The organism is Klebsiella aerogenes KCTC 2190 (genome assembly GCF_000215745.1).
GTDB classification, from domain to species: domain Bacteria; phylum Pseudomonadota; class Gammaproteobacteria; order Enterobacterales; family Enterobacteriaceae; genus Klebsiella; species Klebsiella aerogenes.
This window is the reverse complement of the sequence record NC_015663.1, coordinates 4,347,132-4,360,812: the sequence shown is the minus strand read 5'-3', so window position 1 is coordinate 4,360,812 and position 13,681 is coordinate 4,347,132. Positions and strand designations below refer to the sequence as shown.

The following is a 13,681-nucleotide window of genomic DNA, read 5'->3' as shown; positions in this document are numbered from 1 at the left end:
TTGCGGCCTGAGGAATAATTATCAACCCATAGCTTAAAAATTTAAAAATCATGCCGAAATTCCATCCTGCTGGCATGAAATGCGGGGAGGAAAATCTGCAGGGTAAATCATAATGCGGGTGTTTAAAGATATTATCCTTGCCGGGAGCATTCTCTTTTCTGTCTTATATTCTGTTTTCTCGTTGTGCGATGTTTTGTTGATTATGCAGATATTTTATTGGCACCCAGAGCACTACTGTCTGTGTTTGCCATTGGATGTATATATTTTCTGAGCAATGCTTATTTTTGGCTATTGAATTACATAAGGAATATGAAAGATGAAAGAGCTAACAAATAAACAGTTGGGTATGGTCTCCGGTGCAGGGGGGGATATTGGGCGGGAAATTGCTCAGGGAATCGGCGCTGGAGCTGGCACATTTGTAGGCGGAACTCCTGGTGCTATAACCGGTGGGATCGCAGGGGGACAGGTTTATGACTGGGCTGCAACAAAAACACCGGACCCAGCGATGTCCCCATCTGGTCTGGGCGGAACGCTCAAACAAAAACCCGCTAACCTTCCATCCGAAGCGTGGAATGCAGCAGCAGGCAGAGAATGCTACTGGAATCCGAATAACCTCAATGATATTTGTTACTGACAGATGCTGATTGGGGTACGGGTATAAACCAGTCTAAAAGCCAATAAGGATAGCTGTTAGCGTATGGAAGAGCATATTATCAGCTCTTCCATCTCTTAACCTTTAAAACTAGCCATAATTAAAGTTTGTCAGTCGAGTGGGAGTCGTCCACGCCTTTTGGCGCCGATGGAATAAAAAATGAACGTTGACGGATATAACCGCGAGTACAATATTGCAAGAAACAAAGCCGTAACCGGCTGTTTTGCCATGTTTGCGCTATTTTTTAGCATCACATGTTTGCCGCTTTTTTTCGAGGGCAGCAAAGACCTTATGATAACGGGATATCTCTATCCACTACTTTTCGGACTAGAGTTCCTGGCAATTGCCCCCCTTTATTATCTCTATTTCTACAAACGCGAGGGTATGGGGAGAGGAAATTTTCATTTCGGCATTTTTATTATACTTTTCCTGTGTATTCTGTTGATCCAATTTCTGTTGCCTTTTGTCACTGCAGGCTATCAGACTGAAAACTGGTCAGCTTCACAGATGCGACTGGATGCGCATGTATTCTGGCTAAATGCCATTGTGATGATTCTATTGGTTCCTGTTTATGAAGAGATGGTCTTCCGCGGCTGTCTTTTCAGTGTGTTTAAATACTGGCTCGGGAATAACAATTATGCGGCGGCTGTCGCTGTGTCTGTTGTATTTTCAGCCTGTCATTTACAGTACATAGACTGGCGATCGTTCCTGATATTATTTCTGGTTTCGCTGATGCTGGTTATCGGGAGAATAAAAACCGGCGGAATACTGATGCCAATTATTCTTCATGCGCTGATGAACGCGGTCGTAATTGGTATTCAGTATGTGTCATTCCTCCAGTATTCCGGAGAGGCTTAGCTATAGCGGGAATGAAATATGTTTCGTAAGGAAGCGCTCGAAAACAGGGATAAAACATGGTGTGGCAAAGCAGTATTACTACCGGGAATCTCCTCTCGGCTGGTTATAATTACCAGCGCGCTTTTTTTCGTCTGCTTCATTGTTTTAATTAGCACCGGCACTTATACACGACGTATTAGCGTGCAAGGTGAAGTTACCACCTGGCCGAGACCGGTTAATGTCTATTCCGGTGTCCAGGGATTTGTCGCGACACAGTTCGTCCGGGAAGGGGACCCTGTAAAAAAGGGTGATCCTGTTTATCAAATTGATGTCAGTAAAAGTACACGTAGAGGCGTGGTCAATGAGACTCAACGACAGGATATCGAAAACCAATTGAAGCGCATCGCCGAGATTATCGCTCGCCTTAGAGAGAGTAAGGAAACCACTTTGCGGATGCTTGAGCAACAGAAAATACAGTATAGCGCCTCTTTTGAACGCTCGGCAGGCATTGTCAGGCGTGCTGAGGAGGGAATAAAATTAATGAAAAATAATATGGATAATTACCGACGGTACCAGCAGCAGGGGTTGATTAATAAGGACCAGTTAACCAGTCTGGTGGCCTTGTACTACCAGCAGCATAATAGTTTGCTCAGCCTGAGCGCGCAGCATGAACAAAATGCTCTACAGTTAACCAATCTGGAAAGTCAAATTCAGACGCAGGCGGCGGAATTTGACAATCGGGTTTATCAGATGGAACTGCAGCGTTATGAGCTACAGAAAGAGCGGATTAATACTGATGCGGGAGGCGATATTATCATTCGTGCCTCATCAGACGGCAAAATTGATTCATTAAGCGTCACCCCAGGTCAGATGGTCAGCGAAGGCGACAGTCTGCTGCAGATAATTCCAGAAAAAATACAACGCTATTATTTGGTTCTTTGGGTACCCAATGAAGCCGTTCCATATATTTCAGTCGGTGATAGGGTGAATATCCGCTACGAAGCCTTTCCGGCTGAAAAGTTTGGTCAGTTCTCGGCGAAAGTCACACTCATTTCCCGGACGCCAGCTTCCTACCGTGAAATGCAGACCTATACGACCGCCCCGATTAACTCTACGGCAGGTGCGGCTGCTTACTACAAAGTTGTGATTAGTCCAGAAAAGCAGGCTGTCAGCTACGCCGGCAAGCGTCTGCCTCTGGAAAATGGCATGAAGGCACAGAGCACGTTATTTCTGGAAAAACGTAAAATCTATCAGTGGATGCTCTCGCCATTCTACGATATGAAGCGCAGCGTTACGGGGCCGATTCATGAACCGTAACCACTTCATATCATCCATCGAGGAGAAATTGGATCTGAAATTTCGGCGGCGAGTCCCGGTCGTTCATCAGACAGAAACGTCAGAATGTGGACTGGCCTGTCTGGCGATGATATGCGGACATTATGGTCGTAATATCGACATGATCGCCCTACGTCGCCAAATAAATCTGTCTGCCCGTGGAGCCTCGCTTGCCAGTGTTCAGCAAACCGGGATTGAGTTAGGGATGGAAAGCCGGGCATTGTCACTGGATCTCCATGAACTTAATGCTCTCAGAATGCCCTGTATCCTGCACTGGAATTTTAATCATTTCGTGGTGCTCGTTAGCGTACGTAAGAATCGGTTCGTGCTTCATGACCCTGCGAGGGGGCGAAGAACTGTCGGGAGTGATGAAATGTCACAGTGCTTCACCGGCGTGGCGCTGGAGGTCTGGCCCGGCAGTACATTTGTGCAGGAAACGATGAAGAGCCGAATCGGAATTCGGGCATTAATCAGCAGCGTGCAGGGTATCCGGGGCGTACTGAGCAAAATTTTCTGTCTGTCGCTGATTATTGAAGCTATCGGCCTGGTGATGCCTGTCGGTACGCAATTGGTGATGGATCATGCTATTCCTGCGAATGACCGGGGACTGCTCATGCTTATCTGTGGAGTCCTGATGTTTTTTATTTTGGGGCGTACTTTGGTTAGCGTGATCCGCGCATGGTCATCCCTTGCGATGGAGTCATTGATAAATGTGCAATGGCAGTCGGGGCTATTCCGTCATCTGCTTCAGTTGCCGTTGACCTATTTTGAGCGACGAAAGATGGGCGATATTCACTCCCGCTTCAGCTCGTTGGATGCGCTTCGCGCCACGTTTACAACCTGTGTGGTGGGGGCAATGATGGACAGCATCATGGTTGCCGGTCTCTTGTTGATGCTTATCCTGTACGGTGGAAAATTGACGGTTTTTGTACTGGGCTTTACAGCGGTATATGTCTTCATTCGTATATTGACCTATAGCCGGTACCGCCAGCTGTCGGAAGAAGCGTTAATCGCCGGAGCCCGTGCTGGTTCATATTTTATGGAAACACTCTACGGAATAGCTACGGTTAAAATGCAGGGAATGGCAGAACGGCGTGGGAGCCACTGGCTGAACCTGAAGATTGATGCCATCAATACCGGTATCAGACTCAGCCGACTTGATATGTTCTTCGGCGGCATTAACACGTTTGTGGCGACGTGCGATCAGGTGACTATTCTGTGGCTGGGCATCAGTCTGGTTATGGAGAACCAAATGACTATCGGCATGTTTGTGGCATTTGGCGCATTCCGCGCGCAGTTTTCTGACCGGGTAGGATCGCTGGTCAACTTCTTATTACAGCTGCGTATGATGAGCCTGCACAACGAAAGGATTTCGGATATCGCTTTGAATGAAAAGGAAGAAAGAAAACCGGATTTAGGATTAAAGGCAACCATGTCTCCGGCTAGTCTGGAGATTAAAGCGCTAAGCTTCCGTTACGACAGCCAGTCAGCACCCGTCTTTAGCGGCCTTAGTTTCAGGATCCGAGCCGGCGAGAGTGTGGCCATTACCGGGCCCTCAGGTTCGGGGAAAACCACGCTGCTCAAAGTACTGTGCGGCTTGTCTGAACCGATATCAGGGACTGTCTTAATGAATGGTACGGATATCAGGCAACTGGGGATAAATAACTATCATCGCTTGATTGCCTGCGTAATGCAGGATGACCGGCTGTTTTCTGGCTCAATTCGGGAGAATATCTGCGGATTCACTGAAAATATTGATGATGCCTGGATGAGAGAATGTGCCCGGACAAGCCGTATTCATGACGTGATATTGGCTCTGCCAATGGGGTATGAGACGTTAATCGGAGAACTGGGGGAGGGGCTATCTGGGGGTCAGAAACAGAGGATTTTTATTGCCCGGGCGCTTTATCGCCGTCCGGATATATTATTCATGGATGAAGCCACCAGCGCACTGGACGCAGAGTGTGAAAAAGACGTCAGTCTGGCAATGAAAAAGTTGAATATAACCCGAATAATTATTGCTCACCGTGAAACGACCCTGCAAACCGCGGACAGGATCATCACCCTCGGCGAATCCAATTAACAGCCAATATCCTAATCCACTGCGGCCATTTGGTTTGCGATGCGGTTGAATAATGAACACAAAGCGGAATGGCAGGAGTGGCAGGGCCTGCAGTGAGTTATCCACAAACTATGCGATCTGATACCGACTCGTTTTGTGGATAACCTCAAATCTTTCGGGATACTTAATTCACTCTGCGTTATAAGTTTGCGCTATACATCACGATAATCAATGTCTTCACTCGGTACCCTTAATATAAGAATACTTAAACAAGGGGAATAGCATACCAATGAAAAAGAGCATTGCACTGACGATGGTGGCGCTGGCCTGCCTGGCGGCTAACGTCCAGGCAGCAGAGAAACTTGCTGGTAATGAAATACTTGCCGTACAGAAAGGCGGGGTGCCGGATAAAGTCTATACCCAACATCAGCCGAAATTACGTATAGCAACCTATAATATCGGCAAGAATGAAGCGTCTGATAATGTGGCCGATTTTACGGCACTTAATTCAGCGATTAAAAAAATTAACGCCGATATTATTGCCGTCCCGGAAGTCGATCACAAAACTCAGCGCAGCCAGAAAATCGATCAGCTTAAGACGATTGCCGATGCTAACAATATGCATTATGCCTTTGGTAAAGCGTTAGATTTCGACGGTGGCGAATACGGACTGGGGCTGCTGTCAAAATATAAAATCCTGCATTCTCAGGTGGTGAAGCTGCCGTCAGGCAATGCGGAACAGCGCGTGGCGCTACTGGCGCAGGTTGATGTACCGGGTTTTGATTCCGCGCCGATTATTATGGTGACCCATCTCGACTGGCAAAAAGATCCCACCATGCGTACCGAACAGGCTCGCTATCTTCTCGATTTGAGTATTGGCGATGCGGCGTCTGATTTTAAAGATATCGCCTCTTCAATTAAGATCCTGGCCGGCGATTTCAATTCAACCCGTGAAGAACAGCCGGTGAAAGAGATCGGTTATTTCTTTAACGAAGTGTCGAAGCAGGGGACGGATACGCGTAGCTGGCCTGCCGTTAACCCGGCCATTGATATCGACCACATTTTCACCTTCAAAGGACAAAAGTGGGATGTGAAGAAGCTGGAGATCCCGCATAACTCGCCGGAATTTAACTGGTCAGCGGCCAGTGACCATCTGCCGGTCATTGCTGAACTGCAACTCACCGAGCAGTAACATTGCCCAGGGCTCTTTGCAAAAGAGCCCTGATGCTATTCAATTCGCGCTAACGCAGTTTTTTAAGCCTCGGTAAAGGTTAATGAAAATTTAAGGGAAGGCGGTTATGTTAACAACATCACACTTCCATTAAGGTTTGTTCATGCGCGATAAATATTCTGGCCTGCAGATAGGAATACACTGGCTGGTCTTTTTACTGGTTGTCGTCGCCTACGCGGCGATGGAACTGCGCGGCTTCTTTCCGCGCAGCGACCGTCCGGTGATAAACATGATCCACGTCTCCTGCGGTATTTCCATTTTTGTCCTGATGATCGCACGCCTGCTGGTGCGCCTGAAGTCTCCGGCGCCGCCGATTGTTCCTAAACCCTCGCCGATGATGACCGGTTTCGCCCATCTTGGCCATCTGGTGATATATCTGCTGTTTATCGCGCTACCGGCGATTGGCATGGTAATGATGTATTACCGCGGTAACCCGTGGTTTGCTTTCGGCCTGACGATGCCCTTTGCGGCGCAAAGCAACTTCGCTTTGGTCGACAGCCTTAAGGGGCTGCACGGCTTACTTGCCAATATCGGCTATTTCGTGATTGGCCTGCACGCGCTGGCGGCGCTGCTGCATCACTATTTATGGAAAGATAATACGCTGCTGCGCATGATGCCGCGCAAGCGCTGAGTATCACGCCCGGCACTCCTGAACCCGCCCACCGGCGGGTTTTTTGTTTCCGTAACTCGCCAATAAATGATTCGCAAAATGTTACTTATGCTGCAAATTTGTATCGAATATGTAAATAAAAATGTCTAATCGAAACGAAAGGTTCTATAAGAATCTCAGTGCGGTGGATTGAATCCAGCCGGGAGGCCGTCGAAACGACACCCAGGCACGTTCAGCGGTATCCGCAGCGTCATTGGCTAAAACGCCTGCTTTTTCAATACCGATGAGCAAAAGGAAAACCTGACATGACCGATAATATACCGGCCGCTTCTCCCCCTGTCGCCGATGTGGGGGGCGCTGAACGCCTGAGCCCGCGCGAGCAGGTGGTGATCAATAAATTGTTCCGCCGCTTAATTCCTTTTCTGTTTCTGCTTTTTATCTTTTCGTTTCTTGACCGTATCAATATCGGCTTTGCCGGGCTCACCATGAGCCAGGATTTGGGGCTGAGTAGCACTATGTTCGGCCTCGCGACGACGTTGTTCTACGCGATGTACGTCATCTTTGGTATTCCCAGTAACATCATGCTGGGGATCGTTGGCGCGCGCCGATGGATTGCGAGCATTATGGTGGTGTGGGGAATCGCATCGACAGCGACCATGTTCGCGACTGGGCCAAACAGCCTGTATCTGCTGCGCATGCTGGTGGGGATTGCCGAAGCCGGTTTTCTTCCGGGGCTTCTGCTCTACTTAACCTACTGGTTTCCGGCCTACTACCGGGCGCGCGCCAATGCGCTGTTTATGATTGCTATGCCGGTGACGATGGCGTTGGGCTCGCTGGTCTCCGGCTATATTCTCAGTATGGATGGCATGCTGGCGCTTAAAGGCTGGCAGTGGTTATTCCTGCTGGAAGGATTCCCATCGGTGTTGTTGGGGGCGGTAGTCTGGTTCTATCTTGACGACAGTCCGCAAAAGGCCAAATGGCTCACCGATGAGGACAAACGTTGCCTTAGCGAGATGATGGAGAAGGACAAACTACGGCTAGTGCAACCGAACGGTAGCGCCAGCCTGAGCGCCCTGCAGCAGGGGAAAGGCAGCCTCTGGCGCGACGTCTTCACCCCGGTGGTGTTGATGTATACGCTGGCCTATTTCTTTCTCTGTAATACCTTAAGCGCGCTCAGCGTCTGGACGCCTCTAATTCTCAAAAGCTTTAACCAGGGCAGCAGCAATATCGCCATCGGCTTGCTTAGCGCCGTACCGCATATCTGTACCATTGTGGCGATGATTTGGTGGAGTAAACGTTCTGACCGCTTACAGGAACGTAAGCTGCACACGTTATTGCCCTACCTGTTTGCCGCCGCGGGCTGGATGCTGGCGGCGCACGGATCAAATAGCATCATGCAACTGTTGGGGGTAATTATGGCCTCGGCAGGGGCCTATGCGGCGATGGTGATTTTCTGGACCACGCCAGATCAGTCCATCAGCCTGCGCTCACGAGCGATCGGCATTGCGGTGATTAACGCGACGGGTAATATGGGATCGGCCATGAGTCCGCTGTTATTCGGCTGGCTGAAGGATTTAACCGGCAGCTTTAACGCCGGCTTTTACCTCGTGGCCGGGTTCCTGGTATTGGGGGCGCTGGTGGTATCGCGCATCCCGATGAAGGCCAGCCGTCCACGAGCGACGCCATAAAAAAGATAAAGGAGTAGTGATGAGAGTGAGACGCGCGGTACCTGATGAAGCCCCTGCGTTGTGGAATATCCGTAATCAGGCGATTCGCCATGGCTGTCGTCAAAGCTATGGCGCTGAAGTGATTCACGCCTGGACGCCGGAACAGATGCCCGAAGGGTATCGTCACGCCGTTGCCGATAATCCGTTTTATATCGTGGAAAATAGGCTGGGCCAACCCGTCGCTACCGGCTATCTCGATATTGAGTCCTTAAGCGTGGAAGCGATCTTTACGCTGCCGGAGTGGGGCGGGCAGGGATGCGCGGATTTGATCATGAGGGCGGTTATTGCCGAAGCTCGCCGACGGGGGCTCGAAACGATTACGCTTGAGGCGACCCCCAATGCGGCGGGCTTTTATCTACGCCATGGCTTTGTTTCACAAGGAGAAAAGAGTCATTATTCGAAAATGGCCAACGCCGAGCTACGCTGTATAGCCATGAGCCTCACTCTCGATTAACGGTAAACTTGCGCCGCTATGCTATGGTTGTTAACGGCGTTTCAATTTGCCACTTTAGTTAAATAAATATAGTATACCCCCCTATATGATATGGAGGGCCTCTCGTGCCACATTCACCAGAAGACAAGAAGCGTGCGCTTAGCCGCGTACGCCGTATTCGCGGGCAGGTTGAAGCGCTGGAACGTGCGCTGGAGTCCGGCGAACCCTGCATGACTATCCTGCAACAGATTGCCTCCATTCGCGGCGCCGCCAACGGTTTGATGGGCGAGTTGGTGGAGATGCATCTGCAGGATGAACTGGTTAGCGGCGATACCACCCCGGACCAACGCGCCGCCCGCATGGCGGAAGTCGGTCACCTGCTACGATCCTATTTAAAGTAAAATCACGACGAGGAATGGACAGTATGAAATCACGTGCAGCAGTTGCCTTTGGCCCCGGCCAGCCGTTAAAAATCGTGGAGATTGACGTCGCGCCGCCAAAGAAAGGCGAAGTCCTGGTCAAAATCACCCACACCGGTGTTTGCCACACCGATGCTTTTACTCTCTCTGGCGACGACCCGGAAGGCGTGTTCCCGGCGGTTTTGGGCCATGAAGGCGGCGGTATCGTCGTTGAAGTCGGCGAGGGCGTGACCAGCCTGAAACCTGGCGATCACGTTATTCCGCTGTATACCGCCGAGTGCGGCGAATGTAAATTCTGCAAGTCTGGCAAAACTAACCTCTGCCAGGCGGTCCGCGCCACCCAAGGGAAAGGTCTGATGCCGGATGGCACTACGCGATTCTCCTATAACGGCGAGCCGATTTATCACTATATGGGCACCAGCACCTTCAGCGAATACACCGTCTGCGCCGAGATTTCGCTGGCAAAAGTAAACCCGCAGGCGCCGCTGGAAAAAGTATGTCTGTTGGGCTGCGGCGTCACCACCGGTATCGGCGCAGTACATAACACGGCGAAGGTGAAAGAGGGCGACAGCGTCGCGGTGTTCGGGCTGGGCGGTATTGGCCTGGCGGTGATTCAGGGGGCGGTGCAGGCGAAGGCTGGACGTATTCTGGCGGTCGACACTAATCCGGATAAATTTACCCTCGCCAGGGAGATGGGTGCTACCGACTTCATCAACCCGAACGACTACGATAAACCGATTCAGGACGTGATTGTCGAGCTAACCGATGGCGGCGTTGATTTCAGTTTCGAATGTATTGGTAACGTCAACGTCATGCGCGCGGCGCTGGAGTGCTGCCATAAAGGTTGGGGTGAGAGCGTTATCATCGGCGTTGCTGGCGCCGGCCAGGAAATTAAAACCCGTCCGTTCCAGTTGGTCACCGGCCGGGTATGGCGTGGTTCCGCCTTCGGCGGCGTGAAAGGGCGTAGCCAGCTGCCGGGGATGGTTGAAGACGCGATGGCGGGTAAGATTCGCCTCGATCCGTTTATCACCCACCGGTTACCGCTCGATCAGATCAACGAAGCCTTCGATCTGATGCATGAAGGTAAATCGATTCGTACGGTTATTCACTTCGGTGATAACTAAGTATTGCTGATAGCGAAACCCGGGCCATTTATCGCCCGGGTTGACTTCTGGCCGCGTTAATACTTGCGCCAGTGCTCATAGCCGGTTTGCCAACGACGTTGCTCTCGCCGTTCTCTTTCACGCTGAATATCGGACTTTTGATCTTCCCAGACTGGGCAATCCGGGCCGCTTGCCACTTCGCAGGGGGCGGAGATATCGTTTAGCGGATTGACCTTTTTCTCTTCCCACAGCTTTGGATCGCGTAAATCCACTTCTGGCGCTTTCAGCGCCTGGGCTGAGGTGGTTGCGGCTAATAAGAGTGCGCCGATCGGCAGGTGATGGAGGGCTCCTTTCATCTTTTATCCTTGTTATGTTGTTATTGATAACCATTCGCAATAATAACATAACGCAATAAAACATTCTAAAATTAGAGCCTGTCAGGAATATTCATAACTCTGACGCAGGAATCATGCTGAGAATAAAATCCCCCGGCTTAGTTGATACCGCTTCGACGGTTAAGCCATTTTTATCGGTTCTGCCTTTGAAGACCTTGCCGTCTGGCGTAGTGATTTTATAGGGAAAATTGGGGATAGGTGTACCCGTAAGCGGGTGCTTAAGCACAAAATCATGGCGATATAGCTGTTGCGGTTCATTGTGGGCGCATCCTGTTAGCAACACGACAAAAAGCAGCGCTCCTGCGCCTTTCATTAAAGACATTATGGCTTCCTCCCTGATTATCGAGCCGGAAATATAAGACGCTATTGTAACAAAGGCGTGCGGATCGGCGCCTAAATGGAATCTGAAAGCGGTGAAGAAAAAAAGGCCCCTGAACGGGGCCCTGGTTTTATTTTTTATCGGGTAACGCGTAGGCGATGATGTAATCGCCGCGGTCCGGAGACTGACGCGCGCCGCCGGCGTTGATAATGATGTACTGCTTACCGGTTTTCGGTGAAACGTAGGTCATCGGGCCGGATTGGCTGCCCACCGGCAGGCGAGATTTCCAAATCTCTTTGCCGTTGGCGGTATCAAAGGCGCGCAGATAGAAATCCTGGGTGCCGGCGAAGAACAGCAGGCCAGACTGGGTAGACAGCGAAGCTCCCAGCGTTGGCATGCCGATAGGGATTGGCATATGCATGCGGATACCCAGCGGACCGGTATCTTCTACCGTACCCACCGGAACCTGCCAGACCAGTTTACCGCTTTTCAGATCGACCGCCGACATGGTACCGAACGGCGGCTTCTGGCAGGGGATGCCCAGCGGCGACAGGAAACGCTCGCGCATTGCGCCATACGGCGTACCTTCCATCGGTACGATACCCATTTCGATACCGCTGGCATCTTTAGCCACTTTCGCTCGCGGTACCATGTAGTTAGCCAGTCCAAGGCGCATGTCATTGACGAACATCAGGCCGTTATTCGGATCGACCGACACGCTGCCCCAGTTCATTCCGCCAAGCGAGCCCGGATACTGCAAGGAGCGGTCTTCACCCGGCGGTGTAAAGACACCCTCATGGCGCATCTCTTTGAACTGAATACGGCACAGCAGCAGGTCAACCGGGGTGGCGCCCCACATATCCGATTCTTTCAACGTTTCGTTGCCGATCATCGGCATGCCGACGGAGTAGGGCTGCGTCGGCGAGTAGCGTTCACCTTTGACGTTGCCGGCCGGGACAGAGCGTTCTTCCACTTTCGCCACCGGTTCACCCGTCGCGCGGTTAAGCATGAAGATCATGCCCTGCTTGCTGGTTTGCACCAGTACCGGCGTCGTACCGCCTTTACCGTCCGGCAGATCGTACAGCAGTGGTTGCGAAGGCAGGTCGAAATCCCACAGATCGTGATGGGTGGTCTGGAAATGCCAACGCACTTTACCGGTGGCGGCATCGACCGCAACGATTGATGAGCTGTATTTATCATCCAGCGCCGTACGTTCGCCGCCGAAGAAATCTGGCGTGGCGTTACCGGTTGGCAGATAAATGAGATTCAGTTTGGCATCGTAGGACATCGCGGACCAAACGTTCGGCGTCCCGCGCGTGTAGGTTTGTCCTTCCGGCGGTACGCCGGTCAGCTGCGGGTTACCCGGATCCCAGGCCCAGGCCAGTTTACCGGTATGCACGTCAAAAGCGCGAACTACACCCGGCGGTTCACCGGTGGAGTAGTTATCCGCGATGCGACCACCAACGACAACAAGGTTACCGGCCACCAGCGGGGTAGAGGTCTGCTGATAATAACCAGGTTTGATTTCCCCCATGCCGACGCTGAGATCGACGGTACCGTGTTCACCAAATGCTTCACAGGCTTTACCGGTATCGGCATCGATTGCGATCAGGCGCGCATCGGTAGTCGGCAGGAACAGGCGGCGGGCACAGGCGGCAGGCTGAGTCCCGGCCACGGCATTAGCCTGTGCCTGGCTATCTTCGTAGTAGCCTAAACCGCGGCAACGTTGCCAGTTCGGCGCCGTCGCTTTTGAGTCATAGCGCCATTTTTCTTTGCCGCTATCGACATCCAGCGCCAGGACTTTGCTATATGGCGTACATACATACAGCGTATCGCCAATCTGTAGCGGCGTATTCTGGTCTTCCGCACCGGAACCGTTACTCTGCGGAATATCGCCGGTATGGGCAATCCAGGCAACCTGTAGCTGGTTGATATTGTTTTTATTGATCTGATCCAACGCGGCGAAACGGTCGCCGTGAGTGGTATTACCCCAGTGCTCCCAGTTTTTTTGTTCTTCACCTGGCTGTACCGGTTTTACCGGAACCGCTTCGCTGGCGCTGACCAGCGGCTGGGATTTAAACATCCAACCAAAACTGACCAGCAGTACCACGGCCAGCACGCCCGCGAGGGTGAAGGCCGCGCCTTTTTTTGCCGGTGCGCTGGAAAGGAAAGGCCAAACAATGGCGCACAGAAAAGCCAGAACGCCAAGCGCAAACAGGCGTGAGAACAGCGGCCAGTAGGTCCAGCCGGCGTCGCTGATCGCCCAAACAATGGACGCCGCGAAGGCGACGGCATAAAGAACGATGCCGCCGCGACGATTGCGGAAAATAAGCAGGGAGGCGATAACCATCACCAGTCCCATAATGGCGAAATACCAGGTGCCGCCGACGCTTGCCAGTTTGGCGCCTAAAATGCCGATTGCCAGACCGATGATTAACATCAGTCCGGCGAGTAGCCACTGCAGGATCCGGGGGAATCCGCGCGGCACGTTGCCCGTAGCCATGTTGTCTCCTTATACCACCCCTTGCCAGGCGTGTACCAAATGAATCAAGTGCAAA

The 13,681-nt window shown here is 51.6% G+C and carries 13 protein-coding genes; 10 read left to right on the top strand and 3 right to left on the bottom strand.

Annotated elements, in window-relative coordinates:
• The first annotated feature begins 316 nt into the window (after positions 1–316).
• From EAE_RS20635 to EAE_RS20590, 10 genes are all read left to right on the top strand, one after another.
• Complete coding sequence (locus tag EAE_RS20635; RefSeq protein ID WP_015705590.1) at positions 317–634, top strand: colicin V family bacteriocin; 318 nt, start codon at positions 317–319, stop codon at positions 632–634.
• 177 nt (positions 635–811) lie between these two features.
• The gene (locus EAE_RS20630; RefSeq protein WP_015366363.1) at positions 812–1,510 is read left to right on the top strand and encodes a CPBP family intramembrane glutamic endopeptidase; all 699 of its coding nucleotides are present in this window, start codon (positions 812–814) and stop codon (positions 1,508–1,510) included.
• Between the two features lie 18 nt (positions 1,511–1,528).
• Entirely contained in the window at positions 1,529–2,806 is a 1,278-nt protein-coding gene (locus tag EAE_RS20625) for an HlyD family secretion protein (protein WP_015705589.1), read from the top strand.
• On the top strand, positions 2,796–4,907 hold the full coding sequence (locus EAE_RS20620) for a peptidase domain-containing ABC transporter (RefSeq protein WP_015705588.1): 2,112 nt from the start codon (positions 2,796–2,798) through the stop codon (positions 4,905–4,907). Before EAE_RS20625 ends, EAE_RS20620 begins: the two co-directional genes overlap by 11 nt.
• 268 nt (positions 4,908–5,175) lie before the next feature.
• Positions 5,176–6,078, top strand: a complete 903-nt coding sequence (locus EAE_RS20615; protein ID WP_015366366.1) for an endonuclease/exonuclease/phosphatase family protein — start codon at positions 5,176–5,178, stop codon at positions 6,076–6,078.
• 142 nt (positions 6,079–6,220) lie between these two features.
• Positions 6,221–6,748 carry a cytochrome b561 gene (gene cybB / locus EAE_RS20610; protein WP_015366367.1) on the top strand — a complete coding sequence of 176 codons (528 nt, stop codon included), beginning with the start codon at positions 6,221–6,223 and terminating at the stop codon, positions 6,746–6,748.
• Positions 6,749–7,032: 284 nt separating this feature from the next.
• Complete coding sequence (gene hpaX / locus EAE_RS20605) at positions 7,033–8,415, top strand: 4-hydroxyphenylacetate permease (RefSeq protein ID WP_015705587.1); 1,383 nt, start codon at positions 7,033–7,035, stop codon at positions 8,413–8,415.
• A 19-nt stretch (positions 8,416–8,434) separates the two neighbouring features.
• Complete coding sequence (locus tag EAE_RS20600; protein WP_015705586.1) at positions 8,435–8,908, top strand: GNAT family N-acetyltransferase; 474 nt, start codon at positions 8,435–8,437, stop codon at positions 8,906–8,908.
• Between the two features lie 104 nt (positions 8,909–9,012).
• Entirely contained in the window at positions 9,013–9,288 is a 276-nt protein-coding gene (locus tag EAE_RS20595) for a metal/formaldehyde-sensitive transcriptional repressor (protein ID WP_015705585.1), read from the top strand.
• Between the two features lie 23 nt (positions 9,289–9,311).
• On the top strand, positions 9,312–10,430 hold the full coding sequence (locus EAE_RS20590; protein ID WP_015366371.1) for an S-(hydroxymethyl)glutathione dehydrogenase/class III alcohol dehydrogenase: 1,119 nt from the start codon (positions 9,312–9,314) through the stop codon (positions 10,428–10,430).
• 56 nt (positions 10,431–10,486) lie between these two features.
• Here EAE_RS20590 and EAE_RS20585 read toward each other — a convergent pair whose 3' ends face one another.
• The 3 genes from EAE_RS20585 to EAE_RS20575 all read right to left on the bottom strand — a co-directional run bounded on the left by EAE_RS20585 (position 10,487) and on the right by EAE_RS20575 (position 13,626).
• On the bottom strand, positions 10,487–10,765 hold the full coding sequence (locus EAE_RS20585) for a hypothetical protein (RefSeq protein WP_015366372.1): 279 nt from the start codon (positions 10,763–10,765) through the stop codon (positions 10,487–10,489).
• A gap of 91 nt (positions 10,766–10,856) precedes the next feature.
• Positions 10,857–11,126, bottom strand: coding sequence for a hypothetical protein (locus EAE_RS20580; protein WP_015705584.1), 270 nt, complete (start codon positions 11,124–11,126; stop codon positions 10,857–10,859).
• Positions 11,127–11,253: 127 nt separating this feature from the next.
• The gene (locus tag EAE_RS20575; protein WP_015705583.1) at positions 11,254–13,626 is read right to left on the bottom strand and encodes a glucose/quinate/shikimate family membrane-bound PQQ-dependent dehydrogenase; all 2,373 of its coding nucleotides are present in this window, start codon (positions 13,624–13,626) and stop codon (positions 11,254–11,256) included.
• Between the last annotated feature and the right edge of the window lie 55 nt (positions 13,627–13,681).

Excerpts from the sequence above, each read along its gene's own strand:
- EAE_RS20630 (WP_015366363.1), top strand. The coding sequence starts at position 812 with ATGAACGTTGACGGATATAACCGCGAGTACAATATTGCAAGAAACAAA.
- EAE_RS20625 (WP_015705589.1), top strand. The coding sequence starts at position 1,529 with ATGTTTCGTAAGGAAGCGCTCGAAAACAGGGATAAAACATGGTGTGGC.
- EAE_RS20620 (WP_015705588.1), top strand. The coding sequence starts at position 2,796 with ATGAACCGTAACCACTTCATATCATCCATCGAGGAGAAATTGGATCTG.
- EAE_RS20580 (WP_015705584.1), bottom strand. The coding sequence starts at position 11,126 with ATGTCTTTAATGAAAGGCGCAGGAGCGCTGCTTTTTGTCGTGTTGCTA.
- EAE_RS20585 (WP_015366372.1), bottom strand. The coding sequence starts at position 10,765 with ATGAAAGGAGCCCTCCATCACCTGCCGATCGGCGCACTCTTATTAGCC.
- EAE_RS20635 (WP_015705590.1), top strand. The coding sequence starts at position 317 with ATGAAAGAGCTAACAAATAAACAGTTGGGTATGGTCTCCGGTGCAGGG.
- EAE_RS20615 (WP_015366366.1), top strand. The coding sequence starts at position 5,176 with ATGAAAAAGAGCATTGCACTGACGATGGTGGCGCTGGCCTGCCTGGCG.
- EAE_RS20600 (WP_015705586.1), top strand. The coding sequence starts at position 8,435 with ATGAGAGTGAGACGCGCGGTACCTGATGAAGCCCCTGCGTTGTGGAAT.
- hpaX (WP_015705587.1), top strand. The coding sequence starts at position 7,033 with ATGACCGATAATATACCGGCCGCTTCTCCCCCTGTCGCCGATGTGGGG.
- EAE_RS20590 (WP_015366371.1), top strand. The coding sequence starts at position 9,312 with ATGAAATCACGTGCAGCAGTTGCCTTTGGCCCCGGCCAGCCGTTAAAA.
- EAE_RS20575 (WP_015705583.1), bottom strand. The coding sequence starts at position 13,626 with ATGGCTACGGGCAACGTGCCGCGCGGATTCCCCCGGATCCTGCAGTGG.
- cybB (WP_015366367.1), top strand. The coding sequence starts at position 6,221 with ATGCGCGATAAATATTCTGGCCTGCAGATAGGAATACACTGGCTGGTC.